The 20,499-nt window shown below is 43.8% G+C and carries 19 protein-coding genes; all 19 read left to right on the top strand.

What is annotated here, in order from left to right:
• The first annotated feature begins 2 nt into the window (after window positions 1–2).
• The 19 genes from rpe to ODU39_RS00875 all read left to right on the top strand — a co-directional run bounded on the left by rpe (window position 3) and on the right by ODU39_RS00875 (window position 20,468).
• Complete coding sequence (gene rpe / locus ODU39_RS00785) at window positions 3–662, top strand: ribulose-phosphate 3-epimerase (RefSeq protein WP_024407309.1); 660 nt, start codon at window positions 3–5, stop codon at window positions 660–662.
• Window positions 655–1,287, top strand: a complete 633-nt coding sequence (locus tag ODU39_RS00790; RefSeq protein WP_398579638.1) for a thiamine diphosphokinase — start codon at window positions 655–657, stop codon at window positions 1,285–1,287. The genes rpe and ODU39_RS00790 overlap by 8 nt, the downstream gene beginning before the upstream one ends.
• On the top strand, window positions 1,288–2,526 hold the full coding sequence (locus ODU39_RS00795; protein ID WP_398579639.1) for a DNA recombination protein RmuC: 1,239 nt from the start codon (window positions 1,288–1,290) through the stop codon (window positions 2,524–2,526).
• Window positions 2,516–3,457 carry a 3'-5' exoribonuclease YhaM family protein gene (locus ODU39_RS00800; RefSeq protein WP_398579640.1) on the top strand — a complete coding sequence of 314 codons (942 nt, stop codon included), beginning with the start codon at window positions 2,516–2,518 and terminating at the stop codon, window positions 3,455–3,457. The genes ODU39_RS00795 and ODU39_RS00800 overlap by 11 nt, the downstream gene beginning before the upstream one ends.
• On the top strand, window positions 3,457–4,359 hold the full coding sequence (locus ODU39_RS00805) for an aminoglycoside phosphotransferase family protein (RefSeq protein ID WP_398579641.1): 903 nt from the start codon (window positions 3,457–3,459) through the stop codon (window positions 4,357–4,359). The genes ODU39_RS00800 and ODU39_RS00805 overlap by 1 nt, the downstream gene beginning before the upstream one ends.
• 65 nt (window positions 4,360–4,424) lie before the next feature.
• Window positions 4,425–5,237 (top strand): pur operon repressor, encoded by an 813-nt coding sequence (gene purR, locus ODU39_RS00810; RefSeq protein ID WP_002938438.1) that lies wholly within the window; start codon window positions 4,425–4,427, stop codon window positions 5,235–5,237.
• Window positions 5,238–5,521: 284 nt separating this feature from the next.
• Complete coding sequence (locus ODU39_RS00815) at window positions 5,522–5,812, top strand: WXG100 family type VII secretion target (protein ID WP_013730614.1); 291 nt, start codon at window positions 5,522–5,524, stop codon at window positions 5,810–5,812.
• A gap of 73 nt (window positions 5,813–5,885) precedes the next feature.
• A complete protein-coding gene (esaA, locus tag ODU39_RS00820; protein WP_398579642.1) occupies window positions 5,886–9,035 on the top strand; it encodes a type VII secretion protein EsaA in 3,150 nt (1,049 codons plus the stop codon).
• On the top strand, window positions 9,036–9,500 hold the full coding sequence (gene essA / locus ODU39_RS00825; protein ID WP_013730613.1) for a type VII secretion protein EssA: 465 nt from the start codon (window positions 9,036–9,038) through the stop codon (window positions 9,498–9,500).
• 29 nt (window positions 9,501–9,529) lie between these two features.
• On the top strand, window positions 9,530–9,769 hold the full coding sequence (locus ODU39_RS00830) for an EsaB/YukD family protein (protein WP_044753826.1): 240 nt from the start codon (window positions 9,530–9,532) through the stop codon (window positions 9,767–9,769).
• A 1-nt stretch (window position 9,770) separates the two neighbouring features.
• On the top strand, window positions 9,771–11,033 hold the full coding sequence (gene essB, locus ODU39_RS00835; RefSeq protein ID WP_105142422.1) for a type VII secretion protein EssB: 1,263 nt from the start codon (window positions 9,771–9,773) through the stop codon (window positions 11,031–11,033).
• A gap of 3 nt (window positions 11,034–11,036) precedes the next feature.
• A complete protein-coding gene (gene essC / locus ODU39_RS00840; protein ID WP_398579643.1) occupies window positions 11,037–15,458 on the top strand; it encodes a type VII secretion protein EssC in 4,422 nt (1,473 codons plus the stop codon).
• 9 nt (window positions 15,459–15,467) lie between these two features.
• The gene (locus tag ODU39_RS00845; RefSeq protein ID WP_105178680.1) at window positions 15,468–15,923 is read left to right on the top strand and encodes a hypothetical protein; all 456 of its coding nucleotides are present in this window, start codon (window positions 15,468–15,470) and stop codon (window positions 15,921–15,923) included.
• 73 nt (window positions 15,924–15,996) lie between these two features.
• Entirely contained in the window at window positions 15,997–16,302 is a 306-nt protein-coding gene (locus ODU39_RS00850; protein ID WP_398579644.1) for a hypothetical protein, read from the top strand.
• Window positions 16,303–16,310: 8 nt separating this feature from the next.
• The gene (locus ODU39_RS00855) at window positions 16,311–16,643 is read left to right on the top strand and encodes a hypothetical protein (protein ID WP_022540706.1); all 333 of its coding nucleotides are present in this window, start codon (window positions 16,311–16,313) and stop codon (window positions 16,641–16,643) included.
• Window positions 16,640–17,296 carry a hypothetical protein gene (locus tag ODU39_RS00860; protein WP_024407299.1) on the top strand — a complete coding sequence of 219 codons (657 nt, stop codon included), beginning with the start codon at window positions 16,640–16,642 and terminating at the stop codon, window positions 17,294–17,296. Before ODU39_RS00855 ends, ODU39_RS00860 begins: the two co-directional genes overlap by 4 nt.
• Before the next feature lie 2 nt (window positions 17,297–17,298).
• Complete coding sequence (locus ODU39_RS00865) at window positions 17,299–17,733, top strand: hypothetical protein (protein ID WP_105256971.1); 435 nt, start codon at window positions 17,299–17,301, stop codon at window positions 17,731–17,733.
• The gene (locus tag ODU39_RS00870; protein WP_398579645.1) at window positions 17,730–19,796 is read left to right on the top strand and encodes a hypothetical protein; all 2,067 of its coding nucleotides are present in this window, start codon (window positions 17,730–17,732) and stop codon (window positions 19,794–19,796) included. Before ODU39_RS00865 ends, ODU39_RS00870 begins: the two co-directional genes overlap by 4 nt.
• Window positions 19,797–19,799: 3 nt before the next feature.
• Entirely contained in the window at window positions 19,800–20,468 is a 669-nt protein-coding gene (locus ODU39_RS00875) for a DUF6572 domain-containing protein (protein ID WP_398579646.1), read from the top strand.
• Window positions 20,469–20,499 lie beyond the last annotated feature (31 nt).

Here is a 20,499-nt window from a genome sequence, read left to right on the forward strand (position 1 = left end):
CTATGTCACATTATAAGATTGCACCGTCTATTTTGGCGGCAGATTATGCAAATTTTGAAAAAGAGCTCAAGCGTCTAGAAAAGACAGGTGTGGAGTATGTGCACATTGATGTCATGGACGGTCATTTTGTGCCAAATATCAGCTTTGGGGCGGATGTGGTTGCGGCTATGCGTCCTCATAGCAAGCTGGTTTTTGATTGCCATCTCATGGTGTCCAATCCTGAAAATCATATTGAGACCTTTGCACGTGCGGGTGCAGATATTTTAACCATTCATGCAGAAGCAACGGTTCACCTGCATGGGACCTTGCAGAAAATCCGTGCCGCTGGTATGAAGGTGGGTGTGGTCATCAATCCAGGTACACCCCTTGTGACCATTGAGCCTGTGCTCAACTTGGTGGATCAGGTGCTTCTCATGACGGTCAACCCAGGTTTTGGTGGACAAGCCTACATTCCAGAAGTGGCTGAGAAGATTGAGGCTTTGGTCAAACTCCGTGAAGCCAAGGGCTTGAACTTTGACATCGAAGTGGACGGCGGGATTGACGACAAGACCATTCATTCAGCCAAAAATGCGGGTGCCAATGTCTTTGTGGCTGGTTCCTATCTCTTCAAAGGAGACTTGGATGCCAACGTTGCCAAATTGAGAGCGGCCCTCCATGATTAAGATTGCTCTAATAGCAGGCGGTTCCTTTGACTGCCTTCCTGAGCCTGCCGACCTCTATGTGGGGGTAGATGCAGGCTCTCTTCGTCTTCTGGACCATTCCCTGCCTCTTGACTGGGCCATCGGTGATTTTGACTCGGTGACACCTGAAGAGTTGGGGCGGATAAAGGATCAAGCAGAGTGTTTTTTGCAAGCTCCTGCTGAAAAAGATGATACAGATTTGGAGCTGGCTTTAAAGGAAATCTTCAAGGTATATCCGCAGGCCCAGGTTCGCATATACGGTGCCTTGGGTGGCCGCATGGATCACATGATGACCAATCTCTTTCTGGCTGCAGAGCCGGACTTGGCAATTTATATGGAGCAGATTGAATTGGTGGACAGTCAGAACATCGTCCGTTTTCGACCTGCAGGTCAGCACCGTTTGTCACCGATTGCTGGTATGAAGTACATTTCCTTTATGCCGTCGGACCAGAGCCGCCTGACCATTCGTCATGCCAAGTACCCGCTGGATGCCAGCAATTATTTTTTCAAAAAATGCTATTCCTCTAACGAATTTATAGATAGAGACATAGACATTCAACTGGATAAGGGCTACGTGGTCCTTATCTACAGTAAGGATAAGAATTAGATGGATATTGTATTACTTATTTTGCTGATACTGGTCTTGCTCGCCTTGGTTTTTCTTTATGGAAAATGGCAGAGCTTGGCCCTGCTTTTGCAAGATCAAGCCGAGGACACAGCAGACAACTTGTCTGATCAGCTCAGCTATCAACTAGAAAATGCAACTCTTAAACAGCAGCAGGCCATTCATCAGGAAGTGGAAAGACTCCGCACGGAGCTTTATCAACAGCTAACCGACATCCGTCAAGAGCTGAATAAGAGCCACTTGGAAACGCGAGATACCACCGACCGCCGTTTGCAGGCCATTCAGGAGTCCAATGAAAAACGCCTGGAAGAAATGCGGCAGACGGTCGAGGAAAAGCTGGAGAAAACCCTGCAAACCCGCCTACAGGCTTCCTTTGAAACGGTGTCCAAGCAATTGGAATCGGTCAATCGTGGTCTGGGTGAAATGCAGACGGTGGCGCGTGATGTGGGCAGTCTTAACAAGGTGCTGTCTGGCACCAAAACCCGTGGTATCATGGGTGAATTGCAGCTGGGACAGATTATCGAGGATATTTTGACACCTAGCCAATATGAACGAGAGTTTGCCACGGTTTCAGGCTCTAGTGAGCGCGTGGAGTATGCGGTCAAGCTACCAGGACGGACGGAAGGTGATTATATCTACTTGCCAATCGATTCTAAGTTTCCGCTGGCGGATTACTACCGCTTGGAAGATGCCTACGAAAGTGGGGACAAGGACCAGATTGACCTCCATCGGAAAAATCTCTTGGCTGCTATCAAACGCTTTGCCAAGGACATTCAGAGCAAATACCTCAATCCGCCTGAAACGACTAACTTTGGTGTGTTGTTCTTGCCAACCGAAGGGCTTTATTCAGAGGTGGTCCGCAATCCCATTTTCTTTGATGACCTACGCCGTCAGGAAAATATCGTGGTAGCAGGACCGACCACACTTTCTGCCCTGCTCAATTCCCTCTCCGTCGGCTTTAAGACCCTCAACATTCAACGGTCAGCCGATGATATTTCCAAGGTCTTGGGCAATGTCAAGCTGGAATTTGGCAAGTTTTCTGACCTCTTGGTCAAGGCCCAAAAGCAACTCAATCAGGCCAGCAGCAATATTGACAAACTCCTAACGACTCGCACCAACGCTATCGAACGTAGTCTTCGCACCATTGACCTGTACGAAGATGACCAAACCAAGGGACTGCTTGGCTTGTCCCCATTAGATGAGGAAGATAATGAAAATTAACCAAATGAAAAAAGATGAATTCTTCGAAGGATTCTATCTCATCAAGACCGCAGATGTCCGTCAAACACGAGCTGGAAAAGACTACCTAGCTCTGACCTTCCAGGATGATACTGGTGAGATTGAAGGCAAGGTCTGGGACGCCCAGCCAGGGAAAATCAAGGATTTTACTTCTGGGACAGTTGTTCATATGCAGGGACGCCGTGAAGTTTACAATAATACACCCCAAGTCAATCAATTGGTTCTCCGTTTGCCAAAAGCTGGCGAACCAAACAACCCTGCGGATTTCAAGGAAAAGCCACCTGTGGATGTCAAGGATACCAAGGACTATTTGAGCCAGATGATTTTCCGCATCGAAAATGCCACATGGCAGCGGATTGTTCGTGCTCTTTACAGCAAGTACGACAAGGAATTTTATTCCTACCCAGCTGCCAAGACTAATCACCACGCCTTCTATTCAGGCTTGTCCTTCCATACGGCGACCATGGTCCGCTTGGCAGATAAAATTGGTGACATCTATCCCCAGCTCAACAAGAGTTTGCTCTTTGCAGGAATCATGCTGCATGACCTAGCCAAGGTGATTGAACTGACAGGACCTGATAACACAGGCTACACTGTCCGTGGCAATCTGATTGGGCACATTTCCTTGATTGATGAAGAGATTACCAAGGTTTTGGTGGAATTGGGCATCGATGACAGTCTGGAGGAAGTGACTGTTCTGCGCCACGTTATCCTCAGCCACCACGGTCTCTTGGAGTATGGTAGCCCAGTCCGTCCGCAGATTATGGAGGCGGAAATCCTCCACATGATTGACAACATCGATGCGGAAATGATGATGATGCTATCGGCCTTGGACAAGGTCGGTCCAGGCGAGATGACCAACCGCATCTTTGCCATGGATAACCGAGCCTTCTATAAGCCCAACATCGACTGATGGCAGTTAGGATAGTGTCTCGACAGCCCCTCACTAAAGGCTGGTCCACGGACCAAAAGTACAAGGTCCAGCTAGAAGATGGTCGCTTTGGTCTGTTGAGAATAGCAGAGCGCCCAGCCTATGAGGCTAAGCGATTAGAGTTTCAGTTAGTTGAAAACCTGTTTGGTCTAGGTTTGCCTGTGGCAGAGCCACTAAGTTTTTGGGCGGATGACTTGTCAGTCTACACCCTCTATGAATGGGTGGAAGGTCAGGATATGAATGAAGTGGCTTCCGATCTGCCTGATTCTGTCTTGTATGAATTGGGCTGTCAGGCTGGGAAGTTTTTGAGAACCTTGCATGCCCTACCGATTGATCAAGGTCAACGGGACTGGAACAGTTTTTATCAGGCTAAGATTGACAGTAAAATCAAGGCCTACCAAGCAGCTAGTCATTCCTATCCAAATGGTCAAGCTATGATAGACTTTGTCCAGACCAATCGTCACTTGCTTGAAGGGAGACAGATTGCCTACCATCATGGAGATTTTCATACAGGGAATTTTCTACTGGGAAGAGATGGAAAACTAAAAATCTTAGACTTTGATCGCTACGACATAGGAGACCCCTGGGAAGAATTCAACCGTTTGATTTTCACGGCAGATTTGTCTCCAGCCTTTGCGCGTGGTCAGGTAGATGCCTATTTTGACGGAGCTATTCCAGAGGAATTTTGGAGACTCATGGCTCTTTATGTAACAGTAAACAGTCTAGGCGCTCTTTCTTGGGCGGAACGAGTAGATCCCGAACAAATTCCACTGATGGTCAAGCAATCAGCTGCCAGTTCGGAATGGTACGAAGGTTTTTATTTACATATTCCCAAATGGTACAGGTGGCTAGAAAACAAAATACGAAAAAGACGGACTTTTTAAGAAAAAAAGTTCGCTTTTTGTCGTTTCTTATGATATAATAGAAAAAAGCGAAAGAGGATGAATGTATGAAATTAAGAAGAAGTGAACGAATGGTTGTCATCTCCAACTATCTCATCAACCACCCTTATGAATTAACTAGTTTGAATACCTTTGCTGAAAAGTATGAGTCTGCCAAGTCTTCGATTTCAGAGGATATTGCCATCATTAAAAAGGCTTTTGAGGAAAGCTCTATCGGGCATATTGAAACCATTACTGGTGCCAGTGGAGGAGTTGTTTTTACTCCATCAATCTCTAAGGCAGAGTCTGTCGAAATTGCACAGGCCCTTCGTGATCAGATGGCTGAAAGTAATCGTATCTTGCCAGGCGGTTATATCTATTCATCTGACTTGCTGTCTACACCGCATATTTTGAAAAATGTCGGTCGTATCATTGCAGATGCTTTCAAAGATGAAAAGATTGATGCGGTCATGACAGTTGCGACTAAGGGTGTCCCTTTGGCCAATGCTGTTGCCAATGTCCTTAATGTACCGTTTGTTATTGTGCGTCGTGATTTGAAAATCACAGAAGGTTCAACCGTTTCTGTCAACTATGTGTCAGGATCTAGCGACCGTATCGAAAAGATGTTTCTGTCCAAGCGTAGTTTGAAGGCAGGAAGCCGTGTCTTAATCGTCGATGACTTCTTGAAAAATGGTGGCACCATCAATGGTATGATTAGCCTCTTGTCTGAGTTTGACTCAACCTTGGTAGGCGTGGCTGTCTTTGCGGAAAACCAAAAAGGGGACCGTAGCGTAGCTAACTACAAGTCTTTGCTCGCTGTGACCGACATCAATGTCAAGGAAAACCGAGTTGATGTAGAGTTGGGAAATATTTTTGAATAACATTTACCAACCTACACTTAAAGAGACGTAAGGTGGTCCCTATTTAGATTATTCGTGCATAAAGAAAAAGCTGAATTTTCAGCTCAGATTGGAGGAAGGTTTGTTTCGGACATCTTCCTTCAATCTTTTTTTGCTCTGTAGTCAAAATAGTATAAAATTTTTACAATTATGTTTTGACCCGGCTAAATGATTACTTTTCTATAAATAAAGTTGCATATATGGTTGTATTTTTGGCTTTTTTATTATATAATGGATTAGTAATTATAAGACAAAAGGAGAAAGATATGTCACGTATTAAATTAACCCCAGATGAGCTCCGTACTTCTGCGATTCGCTATACAGAAGGTTCAGATAACATTGATGCTATTTTATCATCTTTGTCAAATGAGCAATCTGTTATTCGTGAAAACTGGGAAGGTACAGCTTTTGACAGTTTTGATGCTCAATTTGAAGCGCTTAAGCCAAAAATTGTTGAATTTTCTGAGTTGCTTCGAGATATCAATGCCCAATTGAATAAAGTTGCTGACATTATCGAGCAAACAGATGCAGACATTGCAGCGCAAATCAATGGCTAAGGGTTGACGAAGTTCAAATGCTAGGAAGGCGCCAGCCTTCCTATTTTTTATCGAAATGAAGGAGATATGAAAAATGGATAAACAGCGCATTTTGAAGTATGGGAGAAATGCTTTGCTGGTCTTACTTTTGCTTCTATCTATCATTGGATTAAATATTGCCGTTCAGAACAACACGAGTATTTCCAAGAAAGAGCAAGAAGCAGGGCGACAAAATATTAAGCTGGATGTTGCCTTAGTCAATGAAGATAATACTGTAACCCTAAATGGTACGGAATATAATCTTGGCGCTAGTTATGCAAAAAATATCGAAAAAAATACTGCCCATAACTGGTCAACTGTCAGTCGTGGTACGGCTGACAAGGGGTTAAAAGAAGGGCTTTACCAATTGGTTGTGACCATCCCAAGCGATTTTTCAACAAAAATCTTGGATATCAACAATACCAATGTTGATAAAGCGACAATCACATATAAGATTAATGCAAATGGTAATTTGCAGGTAGAGAATGAAGCTGTTAAGGTGGCAAAAGGGATTATTGCAGACCTACAGAGTCAGCTGATTGATATGTATATGGCCAGCATTCTCGGGAATCTTTATCAGGCTCAACGAAATGTTCAGACCTTGTCAGATACAAAGGTGAGCAATATTGCTGTTTTTAGGAACAATCTCTATCAAACAGCTGTTGATTTTAAGACACTTTTTCCGAATTTGACTTCGACGGCTGATTCAACATTGGCAGCTAATAATCTTTTGAAAGAAGCGCTTTCTGGCAATGTGACGGCATATGATAGCCTAAATACTGCTCAGACGGGACTAAAAGATAATTTAGCTACCTTGATTGAACAACGAAATCAGGGAAAACTATCACAGGAAGAATTTTCAGCTTCGCTTTTAGCAATGAATAGCTCTGTACTCAGTGCTGAAACGGATCAGTTGTTTGCAACGATTAAAACGACCCAAGAGGTGCTCTCGGGGCAGTTGGGGGCAGCAGCGATAGACGAGACGGGTGAAGCTAGTGGCTATGTTGGTTTGGTTGAAAAATTGGATCAAGCCATTGCCGATTTACAGGTAGCAATTGAAGCTGAGAGTACGAAATTAGCAGAGCATGAGGCTGCGATTTCTGACTTTGCTGAAACACATTTAACCACTTACTATGGTGATAGTCTGAAAACAATCCACATTGGAGCGGTTTTGGGTAAGAGTACAGAGTTGCCGGTTTCTCTAGCATCCTATCAAACGAGCTTAGACCAGTTGATTTTGAATCAATTGGCAGGTTTACCAAGCTTGACTCCTGCAGATCTGACTGCTGATTTAAACAAATTGGATCCAAAGGCAGCGAGTCAGATTCAATTTGACGCAGCATTTGCGCAAGTGCATTTTGGTGAACACTTTGTAGCTTCTAATGATTTGAAAGAATTACAGGCTCTTGCTAAAGAGTTAGAACCGCATCTTCAAGCTGCTGCTGATTTTAAAATTCCTACTCCAACAACTCGTGCTACTCTTTCCTTAGAAATTCCTAGCGGGTTTGATTTGGTATCTTGGGAATTGAATGGCAACAGCTACACCAATCCTAGTGAAGTTGTTGCCTTGCAAAAGGATAATACAGTAACCGTCACTCTCCAATATGAAAAGAGTCAGACGACCACGGTTTCAACAACGGTAGTAACGGATTCAACTTCAACTTCGTCAACGACGGGTTCGAGCTCATCGGAAGAGAATACTGCATCGACTACGTCACCGTCCACTGGTACACCTGTCACGACAACTGAGATGGCGAAGGGGAGTGTCAAAGTAAGTGTTAATAATCTGGAAGTCACAACAGCAGGATTTGATTGGGAAAACTTCTTAAAAGAACAGGAAGCTTATCGTAAAGCAGAGGTTGCCTATGCTGCAAAAGTTAGTGAAATCATTTCCAAGTATAATCAAGCTAATCGTTTATTAGAACAATATTATCCTGTTAATACTGTAACTGGTGAACGTAGCAGTTTGACGGATAGTTTCTTCAACCAAGACGCGAAATCCCTGTTGACCTCTTTAGTCACGAGTTCCATTACAGCTAATTTACAATCCTATTCTGAAGCGCGTGCACAAGATCAAGCTTTGAAGGAAAGATTGGCTGAGTTAGAAGGACGCAAACAAGAATTAAAAGATCAACTCCAATATATCAGCACGACAAATAGTGATTTGGCTCAACAGATAGCGAATCAGCTGGCATTTTTGGAGGATGTCAAGGCACGAGCTCAGTCTATTGCAGATGGTCAAGAGCAACAAACTGCTCTTCAAGGAACGCATGATACAGAACTTGCGGCGCTCGCTACTGAATTGGACGCTTCCCTTTCTATTACAGGTGAGGTAAAATCCCTTTCAGAACAGAACGTTGAGGAGGCGACTAATGTCAATACCGTCTTCACTACATTTACTAATGATGTACAGGCTGCTCAAGAAAGCGGAGAGAATCTATCTTCTGAAGCAACTGCCCTGATGGAGAGGTTTGAATCAGAATTGGCTGAAAATGGCGACTTTGTAAAAACCTTTACTTCTGTCTTAAGCAATACCTATGACAATGGTGTTCCAAATGAAGTGATTTTGGATTTCTTGTCCGCACCATTGACAGAATCGTCTTCATCTGTAAAAGCAACAGTCAACACCTACAGACCTTTCACCTGGATTTTACTCTTGGAGATGGTGACCCTGTTTGCAGCTTATGTTTTTGGTACTCATCGTGTGATTAAGGCTGTGAAAGATAAGTTTAAAGTAAGCCGTCTCGAGGATACAGATTTAGTAACAGTGACTGTGCTCAGCGTTCTATCACTTCTGGTCGGTGGATTGATCGGGGTTGTATCAAGTCAACAGTTGCAGATTGATAGCGAGTTGATCCCGACTTGGGTGCTGATGATTACCTTGTTTAGCCTATTACTAGCACAAGGTCAGTATCTATTGATAAAAAATGCCAAAGGACTTGGCATGGGGATTAGCTTCTTCATGGTTATCAGCTTTATTTACCTATCCAATGCCATTGGTACAACTGCTAGTTTGACAGGCCTGCCTGCAACATTGAAAGCCATCAACCCTCTTTCTGTTTTAGAAAATAGTTTGTCTGGTTACTTTGATGGCGAAGCTGCCAGTCTGACAGTGATTGCTACGGCGCTCGTATTGGGGCTTGGTTTTGCTGGCTTGAGTGCTTTTGTTGATGTGGAAAAATTCCTAAATAAAAAAGAGGATTAAATGAAAAAGATAGCACTTGTTCTTAGTTGCCTGGTTCTCTTTCTTCCGGTTGGGATAGAAGCGTCCGAACTTGGAGACAATAGTCTTCAAATTGATAGTTCACGCATTGAAGTAGAAAAAGAAAAGAAAATAGGTAGTCAGGATTTACTGGTCCAATCTTTGTTTTTGGCACCAGATCAAGCAGAATTGACTGCCAAAAAAGAAGCTGATCAAGTCTTATTAGAGCATCAGCTAAATAGCCTATTCCAAACTGGTGAGAAACCAAGCACGGATATTTTGCAAGTGGGGACCTTGTTTGATACTCGGACCCATAAGGTGATGACAACCAAGGTAGATAGTGGGACAGAGGGAGCTCCAGCAGGGCTTCTCTCTGGCCTGTTTTTTGCTTCTATTGTAGTTGGCATTCTATTGCTTGCAAGTTTAGCAACCTATTTGATGGGTAAGGATGAAGTAGGCCAGGAATAATCTTCTAGTGGTCTATTGGAGGAGATGAGATGGAGACGCATATCAATGTTACCTTACATGATGGAGGACGAATCAGGGACTTACGGATTCCGACTCACATTGAGGTTAGGAGATTAATCAAGGAGTTGGATAGCATCTTCGAAAAAGAGAATGCTAGAAAAAAATACCAACTCCATGTTGTTAATAAGGGGTTCATTTTGGACGAAGGGAAAGTATTAGCCGATTATCCTGTGACAACGGGAGATATTATAGAGGTTTTGGAGGTTTAGGGTGAAAGAAGAAACATTTGTCTTTGGCGGACAGGAATTTGTCTTTTTAAAGGGTGATAAAGAGTGGCACCTTGATGTAAAACGGTCTGATGTGGCAACGCAAGAGCTATCTGATCTGCTCTTGTTGGATCTGCACCACCCTCAATTTTTACAACAGGAAATGACGGTGGATGAAGATACAGTTCATTTCACCTATCATCTGGATGCATTTGGGCAAACCTTTGAGGACATGAAGGAGAAAGAGGTCTCTGAAAAACTACGACTTTCTCTCAATGTTTTAGAATTGAAGCAGGCTTTGAAATTGCCAATCACCTTTTTCGTGCATCCGTCATCTGTCTTTATTACTAAGGATGGTCGGGTCAAACTAGCCTATCGGGCTATTCCGGAGAAGATGGTGCCTCAGACCTTGGATGCTACGGATTTGTTGAAGCAATTAAAATCTTATATCCTTGCTTTATTTACAGAGCATGATTTTATGGACCTTTACAATGGTGCGCTGGATGTGGTTCCTGTACCGGAGTTCTTAGATACCATTCGCAAGGCAGAGGATATGGATAGTTTGGAAGGACTTTTGCAGGGCTATTTTCAGGATAAGTTGGAGGAGGAGAAGGCGACTTTGACAAGGGTTTCTCGCTCCAAGCACCGTCTCTATCGCTATGCGACCATCTGGCTTTCTGCCCTGGCAGGATTATTGGTCTTGCCGCTGATTTATCTAGTTTTCATGCACAATCCTTTCAAGGAAAAAATGCTGGATGCGGATACGGCCTTCATCAAGGTGGACTATCCTGGGGTGATTAGTGAGTTGGAGCGGGTAGAGGTTTCCAATCTTCCCTACACTCAAAAGTACACTCTTGCCTATGCCTACATCCAAGGGTTTGATTTGAGTAATGAACAACGTTCTGTTATCTTAAATAATGTAACGCTCAAATCAGATGAGCAATATTTGGACTACTGGATTGAAATTGGTCGTGGTAATAGCCAAGAAGCTTTGGATTTGGCCAAGCGTTTGGATGATTCGGATTTGATTTTGTATGCTCTTTACCAGCAAATGGAACAGGTTCGTGAAAATACGACTTTGTCGGGGGAAGAGCGGGAAACAACCTTGGATGAATTGAAAGCGGAGTATCAAAAGTATTGGGATACCCGAACTACGATTTTGAATGAAGATGGGTCACAGGTGAAAACAGGTACAAGTTCGACGTCTAGTTCAACCTCTTCTACAGAGTCATCATCAACGAGTCCATCGAGCTCGAGTGGGGAGTAAGCTATGGCAGAGACAGTAGTTTTTTATAAAGATGGTTTTCGCTATGTGGCGGATGTGTCTGCTGGGAAAAAGATTCTTTTTCAAGGCACAGAAAAGGCGCAGGTTTTTGTCTCCTCACTGGATGTTCCTTTGACGATTTGGTTAGATGAAGCACAAGTTTGCTATGACTATGATGGAGTGGAAGGAAAGCTTGTATCTGGTATGTCTTTGGCGGGGGGCGTGGTCTATCTTCTTCCGTCGGAGCAGGTGATCCTAGACCCTCTTGATAAGCAGGAATTAACGATCGGCCAGCATGCGGGAAATAGTTTTGTCCTTGCAGGGTCAAGTTGCCATGTCTTGCTCAAACGCAGTGACCAGTCATGGATGCTTTATCGTTTGGCGGGCTCCATCTATATCAATAACCTTTTGATGGAGAAAGGGGAAATGGAGCTGGCTCTTGGAGATGAGCTTGCTTTTGAGGATACTTTCTTCAAATTTTATGCAGATGAGGTCCTGGTTGCGGGTCCTGTAGAGGCTAGTGATGAGTTGGCTCGTAAGTCTGCATCGCGCTATGCTTTTTATGAGGATTATCCAGACTACCATCGCTCTCCACGGATTATCTATCGGAGTTCAGAAGACAGGGTGGCTATCAATGCGCCTTCGAATGCACCTTCAAAACCGTCTGACAGTTTGTTGAAATTAATCTTGCCTCCTCTTATGATGGTGGGGATTACATTGGTTATCATGATTTTCCAACCTCGTGGTCTCTACGTGCTTGCGACCATCGCCATGTCGATTGTGACATTGGGGATGTCCGTTGCTGGCTATATAAAGGGGAGAAAGGATTACCAGAAAGAGCTGAGAGACCGAGAGGGGCTCTATCATGACTATCTGGCTGATAAGGCCAAGGAGTTGGCTGGTCTGACCAAGTCGCAGAAAGATGGTCAGCTCTACCATTATCCTGCTATTGAGACCTTGGTGGATCTGGCAGATAGCTACCACCATCGGATCTATGAGAAGACGCCTCTTCATTTTGATTTCTTGTACTATCGCTTGGGTCTGGGTGAGGTTCCGGTGTCTTATGACCTGTCCTATGCTCAGACGGAACGGTCGGGCAAGCGGGATCCCTTGGAGTTGGAGGGTTTTCAACTCTATGAACAAAACAAGACCATTTCAGATATGCCCATTGTGGCCAATCTGTCCCATGGTCCTGTCGGCTATATTGGTCCGCGGGCCTTGGTGATTGAGCAGCTCCAACTCATGGTCAACCAAATAGCACTTTTCCATTCCTATCATGATGTGCAGTTTATTACCATCATGCCAGAGGAGGAGAAGGAGCAGTGGGATTGGATGCGGTTCTTGCCTCATGCGACCTTGCAGGACATGAATGTGCGTGGCTTCGTCTATAACCAGAGGACCCATGATCAGGTGCTCAACTCGCTCAATCAGATTTTGAAACTGCGCAGGGCTCAAAAGGAAGACAAGTCCAATCGTGAGTCAACCCTCTTCAGCCCTCACTATGTGGTCTTGGTGACGGATGAGAAGTTGATTTTGGACCATGTCATCATGGAGTTCTTCACAGAGGATCCGACGGAGCTGGGCTGTAGCCTGGTCTTTGTGCAGGATGTGCTGTCTTCTCTGTCTGAGAATATCAAGACCATCATTAACATCAAGGATCGAAACACTGGTCAGCTGGTCATGGAGGAAGGTCAGTTGCGTGAGATTGACTTTGCCTTGGACCACTTCCCAGTTGGCTACGACAAGGAGACCTTGGTGCGCCGTTTAGCTCCGCTTAACCACCTACAGAACCTCAAGTCTTCTATCCCTGAAACGGTGACCTTTATGGAGATGTATGGGGCTGAGACCTTTGAGGACTTGGGTGTTGTCAGTCGTTGGGAAAAGCATGCGCCTTATAAGAGTTTGGCGGTGCCACTGGGTCTTCGTGGCAAGGAGGATATTGTCTATCTGAACTTACATGAAAAAGCCCATGGTCCGCACGGATTGGTGGCAGGTACCACGGGTTCTGGTAAGTCAGAGGTCATCCAGTCTTATATCTTAAGCCTTGCAGTCAATTTCCATCCGCATGATGTGGCCTTTCTCCTCATCGACTACAAGGGTGGGGGCATGGCCAACCTCTTCAAGGACCTGCCTCACTTACTTGGGACCATCACCAACTTGGATGGTGCCCAGTCCATGCGTGCCTTGGTGTCCATCAATGCGGAGCTGAAGCGCCGTCAACGTCTCTTTGCGACCCATGATGTCAACCATATCAATCAATACCAGAAGAAGTACAAGCTGGGTGAGGTGAGTGAGCCGATGCCCCATCTCTTCTTGATCTCCGATGAGTTTGCGGAGCTCAAGACCAACCAACCTGACTTTATGAAGGAGCTGGTCTCAACCGCTCGTATCGGTCGGAGTTTGGGTATTCACCTAATCCTTGCCACTCAGAAGCCATCTGGTGTGGTGGATGACCAGATCTGGTCCAACTCTCGCTTCAAGCTGGCGCTCAAGGTGGCAGATCGGAGTGACTCCATGGAGATGCTTAAGACGCCAGATGCGGCTGAGATTACCCAGGTGGGTCGTGGCTACCTCCAAGTCGGAAACAATGAAGTGTATGAACTCTTTCAGTCTGCCTGGTCTGGGGCTGATTACCAGCCAGATAAGGATGAGCAGGGGATTGAGGATCATACCATCTATGCCATCAATGACATTGGTCAATATGAGATTCTCAACGAAGACCTGTCAGGTCTGGATCAGGCTGAGTCCATCAAGGAGGTTCCGAGTGAGCTTCAAGCCATCGTAAGTAAGCTGAAAGCCTTGACAGAGCGCCTGTCCATCCAGGCCCTGCCGCAACCATGGTTGCCTCCGCTTTCTAAGGAAATCTTCCTGCAAGATCTACGACCACAAGGTTTCAAGGACTTGTGGGGACAGGCAAGTGGTCTGGTTGTACGCTTGGGGATGGTGGATATTCCAAGTCGCCAGAGCCAAGAAGTCTTGGAACATGACTTTGAAAAGGATGGACACATGGCCCTCTTCTCTAGTCCAGGTATGGGGAAATCGACCTTTGTTCAAACGGTATTGGTTGATTTGTTCCGACAAAACAATCCAGATCGTCTTCACGCTTATCTGCTCGATTTTGGGACCAATGGATTATTGGCTCTAAATGATTATCCACATGTTGCGGAGTATTTCTTGGTTGAAGAGACTGAAAAATTACAGAAGTTGATAAAACGACTGCAAGATGAAATACGAGAAAGAAGGAAATTGTTCACAAATTCCTCCGTTCATAATATCGAAATGTATCGCAAGTTAGGAGATAGGAAGTTAGCTGATATTGTTATTGCGGTGGACAGCTATGATGGTCTTAAAGGTTCGGAAGTCGAAGTGGCAATCGATACCTTGCTTCAAACTCTTGCAAGAGATGGAATGGGACTTGGGATCTATTTGATCCTAACAGCTAGTCGAACAGGGGCGCTCAAAAACAATTTATATAGTAATTTTAAACGAAGAATAGCCCTGAAAATGAATGATGATAGTGAAGCGCGAGCAATCGTTGGCAGAACTGCTTTGGTTATTGAAGATGTGCCGGGTAGAGGGCTTATTCAAGTGGATGATCCTGAGTTGATTCAGTTAGCAATGCCGGCTAAAGGTGAGAATGGTCTCGAGATGATCGAAGCATTACGTCATGAATCCCAAGAAATGGCTAAGAATTGGGATGGAGCATTACCTCAAGGCATTGTCATTGTTCCAGAGGTTCTTGATGAACAGACATTTTTACAAATGGTGGAGACAGAGAAGGCAATCGCTTCAGATTTTATTCCGATTGGTTTAGAATTTGAAGAGGTACACACAATCTCGTTGCCGATTTCTAAGTTAAAACATCTATTGATTTTGACAGAAAAGGAACAGCATAAATTAGTAGCAGTTCGCCATCTTTTAAATATGCTTTGGCATGTTCGAAAGGGGCAGTCTGTGACGCTGTTTGATGTGACAGATGAATATGGCCGATTTGCTGGGAAAGTGAGTCAATATTATTCTTCTTCTGAACTAACTGAAAATGTAGTGGAAGAGTTGAAAATGAGAGTTTTACATGCTCGTAAACAAAAAGAACAATTGAATGAATTTGTTATCATCAGTGATTTACCAGCCTTTATGACAGTTGATGGCATGTCAGATAATGATTTTGCACTTCTGTATGAAGAGGGACAGCGTGTTGGTTTGCATTTGATTGTTGTAGCTAACAAGACTTATATGTCACTTTCGAGTGGTATTCAACGCTTGATTAAACAAAAATTGGATACGGTACTGATCGCGATGAAGATGAGCAACCAGTCGGTGGTGGCACGAAGCGAGGTTGGACGGGAGGCAGAGTTGGCCATCGATGAGGTATACCTCCACTATCAAGACCAACAAATCAAGTTGAAAATTACCAAAGAAATAGAATAGGAGAGTAGGATGCAAAAAGAAAAAATGACAGTAGAAGAGTTCTTACAACTGAAGAAGGATGCTCAGATATCCTTGATTCTGTTTATTGTTTTTGGGCTGGTCTTGTTTTCAAGTATGCTTTATATTACAGCGATTGGTGCAAGAACACAAATGTACAATTCTATAGGGATTACAGTGTTTTTATCTGTGGCCATGACAGCTTTTAGACCCTATTTTTTACCAAAAAATATCTTAGAGAAAAAACAACCTGAGCTGAAGCAGTATTCGACAGAGGGCTACTCAGTTTCTAGTGCCTTTCTAAAAAGGGTTTTTCTAGTTTATTCGGTTGCGATTATTGTGGTTGTTTTCGGTTTTGCCTCTGCCTACGCAACTCGGGTTGAGACCATCCTTCCCGATGATACCTTACCAAGTCTGGAACAGAAGTCTATTATCGAGCAAAAATTGGAGGGCAACAGTAATGAGTGATGAGTATTTGCTTAGTTGTATTACCAATAGTCGTGAAAAGCTTGCAAAGTATAAACGCGTAAGGAATACTATTATGAGTCATAATCTTCATACTCAACGTAGCCTATCTGGTCTCCAATCCTACATTGAGCATTGTCAGAAGGTCGTTGATAGGATTGATAGTCAGGATGGGTACTGTTATCTGGCAAACTTTCGTGATAAGTTAGCGGATGACATAAAGGTTTTGAAGGACTATCGGAATTTCGTGAAGGATTCAAATGCATCTTTTGTTGACTTATATCAGACATTGAATGCAAAGATAGGAAATTTGAATGCTTCAATCGCAAACTATAAAAGTATGTACAATGATGGGAAACCCGTGTGGGAATGGGTTTGGTAGGAGGTGCTATGGATACAAATATTAATAGTATTGACAGCCAATATACGTATGATACAATTGTGTACGACGACGGTCAGATTGATGGTGTTATTCAACAGTTGAATCAGATTATTGATTGCCTGAATCAGATTTCTTCAGAGATTGTAGGGCTGGAAGCACAGGATAGTAGCTGGTCTGGAAAAAGCAAAGCTGCCTATGTTGATTTAAAAGAGTTTCTCAAGTCCTATAGGAAAGATTATCAGCACAGTATCAAAGAGCTCAAGTCAACAGTTTCGGGATTGGAAACTCTTTTGAACTCCATCCCTAGTGCAACAGTATTGAAGGAGATTGATGGCGCATGATATTTTCAATTGAAGCATTGTACACCCTCCATCTTTTGAACGATCATTCGGATGACTTAAGTTTTCTTCCGCTTCCAAATGGGCAAAACTTAGACCGCAAGTCTTTGTTAAAGGAAACGCTAGAAAAGGGATTTGAGGATTTGAAAGAGTTACAATTGGTGGTTGATAATCAGTTGACTGAGCGAGGGGTGGAGTATGGCTACTACCTGGAAGAGTACCATTCGTCCCCCTATCACTGCAGAGTGGACTTATCCTATTTCTGTGCACCGGCTGTTGATGAGTTTAAGCGATATTCTATACTTATCAAAGAAGTTGATGAGGGGTTGTTTGTCATTGAGCGTCTTGCCAGTGTTTGGTTTTTAGGGCTCTTGCTGGAAACTCATCCGATTCTTCATCATTTGGATGATAAGATGAAAGATTATTTGATGTATGATTGGACGCCGAAATCCCATTTTAGTCTTCTGGTTGAACATGGTCGGTCAGAAGGACTTCGTTTGGCGGTGGAGCAACTAGGGACAATCTACAGCGACACACTCTTTCTTGAAATTGAAGAGAGTGTTTATGAGTATGATTTAACACGAGAACTCATGCGCTCGATTGATAGTGAAACACTACAATCAAGGCTTATCAAGGATTTGAAAGTTGAGGTGTAAGAATGTCAGAACAGATTCAGATTTCGCTCAGCTCTCAGGAACAAATCATTTTACATGCTTTGCGCATTACAGAGTTGGCGACAGAGATTACGCAAACAATTCAGCAAGTGGTTGAAACAATTCCTAATTTTTCCAGACAAGGTTCCTTCCATACGATTTATACAACTGGGAAAAATGATGGTTTCTATCGCTATGTGTTGAAAGCTCAGGAGCTTAAGACACTTTCAGAGGTCCTCTATCGTCATGTAGAAACGACTCATCAGCAAATGGTGGACATGGATAGAGCCTTGGCTGTGCATATCACCAACCAGTTTTTAAACAGCCCTTCAACCAGTTCGGATGATAAGCGGTTTATCCGAGAACATCCAGAAGAGGCAGTGAGGTATATTCAGAGTGAGATGAAGAAGTCAACACCATCTTCAGGAGGTGGATCATGACACGTTTTTATTCGAATCGCTCAGATTTTGAGCAGAACCACTGGCTAGATTCTCAAAAGAGTCGAGTCGTCGCTATGTTGCGGGATATTGATTCGGTCTCTTCAACAGTGCAGTCAGAAGGTCTTTCTCATCTCTATCGCTCTCGTGGTGAGGCTAGTTTAGGTGCAAGCAAGCCGAGTTCTACTTTTAGTCAGGCTGTTGACCGTGTCGATAGCATGTTAAGAAGCGCTGGAAAGATTCACAAGGATATTGTCCAAAATATTGATAGTAAGTTTACAAAGGGCTTAGACAAGAGTTTTCAAAGCTTGAATGAAGTTAACGGTAGTAAGAATCCTTATATGTCTAAGGGGAAGTATGAGAAAACTTATACGACTACTAACTATACTAGTAATTATGGCTATGTGACCCAAACGCATACCAAACAGGTGCATTACAGTCTTTCAGACATCCTTGATGGAACGAACAGTCCAATTCCAGCAGCCCAGTCATTATATCAAGACCGAGTGAAGAACCTTCGAGAGCAGCTCCGCCAGACCGACCAGCTAACGGATAAACAAATCAAAGAGTTGGAGTCCAAGAGTGATGCGGAGTTGGTTCAGGAGTTCTATCCGACTCTGGAGTCAGACTATAATCAAATCAAAAATAGCACTTGGCAGGAGGAGAATAAGGAAGCCTTAGGCTTGGTTGATACAGGTCTCAAAATTTTGGCGGGCGTTGCCCTAGCAGCAGGAACGGTTATGACTGGAGGTGCTGGTCTTCCACTTGCACTTGCAGGTGGCGCGTACCTCTTTGCGGATGGTGCTCACTCTGCGATTACAGGCAACACCTTGATTACTGGTACTCAGTTGAGCACGGAAGAGCGTATCTGGGCTGGTGCTGAGGCTGTTGTGACATTGGCTACTCTGGGTAGCTTTGCGGCAGGTCAAGGTGCCTTGCGAGCAGGTAAACAAATCCCGACGACCGTTCAGACTATTGGTAAGTTGGCTGGCTATGCGGATGAGGGTGTGGAACTTGGACAATTGGCATCTGGTATCCTTAGTGGAGACGGTACGAATGCGACCTTGAATTACATCGGAGGTAAAGCATTTGAAGGCATTGTAGAGGGCTCTGTTAAGGGACTCCAAAGCCAACTTTCTCACATTGAAGTCTCAAGCCCAAGCCAAATTCAGCTCAACGCTCGTCAGGGTCAGGACTTTGTGGACTTACAAACGGTTGAGTTTGGTAAAATCGCCAGCAAGGTCGAGAACAACATCACAATCAAGATGACGGTTGATGGTGTTGAGCAGAAGATACGAGTTGATGCGATTGGCTTTGACGAGGCGGGTAACATCCGCATCCAAGAATATACAACTGCTCAGAATGGTTTGAAAATCAGTCGCCAGAACCTCTTGGAAGACCTGTCCAAGTACGGCGGCACCATTGTCGGAGCAGGCAAGGGTGACTTTGTCGGCGGTGTTGAGATACCCAAGGGCACACGGATTGATGTCGTATCGCAGAAGACGGGGAATGTGACGATTGGAGGAGACGGCTTCTCGCCAGAGTGGGAAAAGCTACGTCAGAGTTTTCCTGAACCACAAATAGATGCAGATACCTATTCCCAGATTACTTCAATCAAAGTTACTGAAACCACAAAGCGTCCTCCTGTAACGACTTATTTAGAAACTGACTACATTAAAAATCATAACATTTTATTTGATGAAGGAGTTGCCGCTTTTGCAAAAGATGACTATTGGATTCAGAAGGAAGGATTCTTTGGAAGGCCAGATGGAGCTTTTGTTTTTCCTAAAGATGTAGCCGAGGCGATGGTTAAGGAGTCTGGTGGTGACCCTCGTGTTCTGGAAAAACTTTTAGGATTAGATGTAGGTAGTTTAGGTGAACATCCTATCATGATTGAACCTCAAAAAATCGATAATTTGAGAATTCCAAGTGGAAATGAAGATGGCTCGAGATTAAACCCACAGTGGCGTCCTGGTGGGAAAACGTATCCAGGAGGGGTACCTGAAGCTGTAATTGATAGAGTTCCAAAAGATGGTTTGATAATAAAGGAATTGTGGGGTAATTAAGATATGAAGGAAATAACAACTAAACAAGGTGATATGCTTAAAATTTATGAAGATAACGGTATATATGTATTGAAATATCCAACATTTAATATTACCATGCCGGAAGTAGTTAAAGAAATTTCTAAAGAAGCTGTAGACAGCTATCTATCTGGTGAACACAGCGGAGAGGAGTTAATTTTTTATGCTGATACGGGATCTTGGAAATCATCAGTATCAGATGAGGATGTAGCTAGAGATTTTCTGAGGCAATTTCCACATAATATTTTAAAGAATGTCGAAGAGAATAGAAAACTATTTTCTGAGGAGGAATTTGAAGAATTGTTAGCTAAAGCTTATGAGTTGTCAAAGCCAAAAGTATTATTGGAGCCAACCACCATCGACTCTATCGGCATCGTGGACGGTCACCTAGAACTATTATTGGCAGATGGAAACGCATGGCTTCCTGATACTGAACAAGACCACTTACTCAAACTCCAAGAAAAGCTGAACAACTACATCCACTTTATCGAAAGTAAGCAGTATGTGGACAGCTACGGGGATGACTTTACAGAAAAAGTTATCAATCTGACTTTTCAATATCCTCCATCAGATAACGGTCTTGCTTTCCTTGTGCAAGTTCAAAAAGTACTACAACCGACAGATATTCGTTTGAAAGTTGTTGTGCCAGAGTAGAGTTTTAAGTCCAGACAGGGTCACCTTGTCT

The organism is Streptococcus sp. 2021WUSS126, from assembly GCF_044427255.1.
GTDB lineage: Bacteria > Bacillota > Bacilli > Lactobacillales > Streptococcaceae > Streptococcus > Streptococcus hashimotonensis.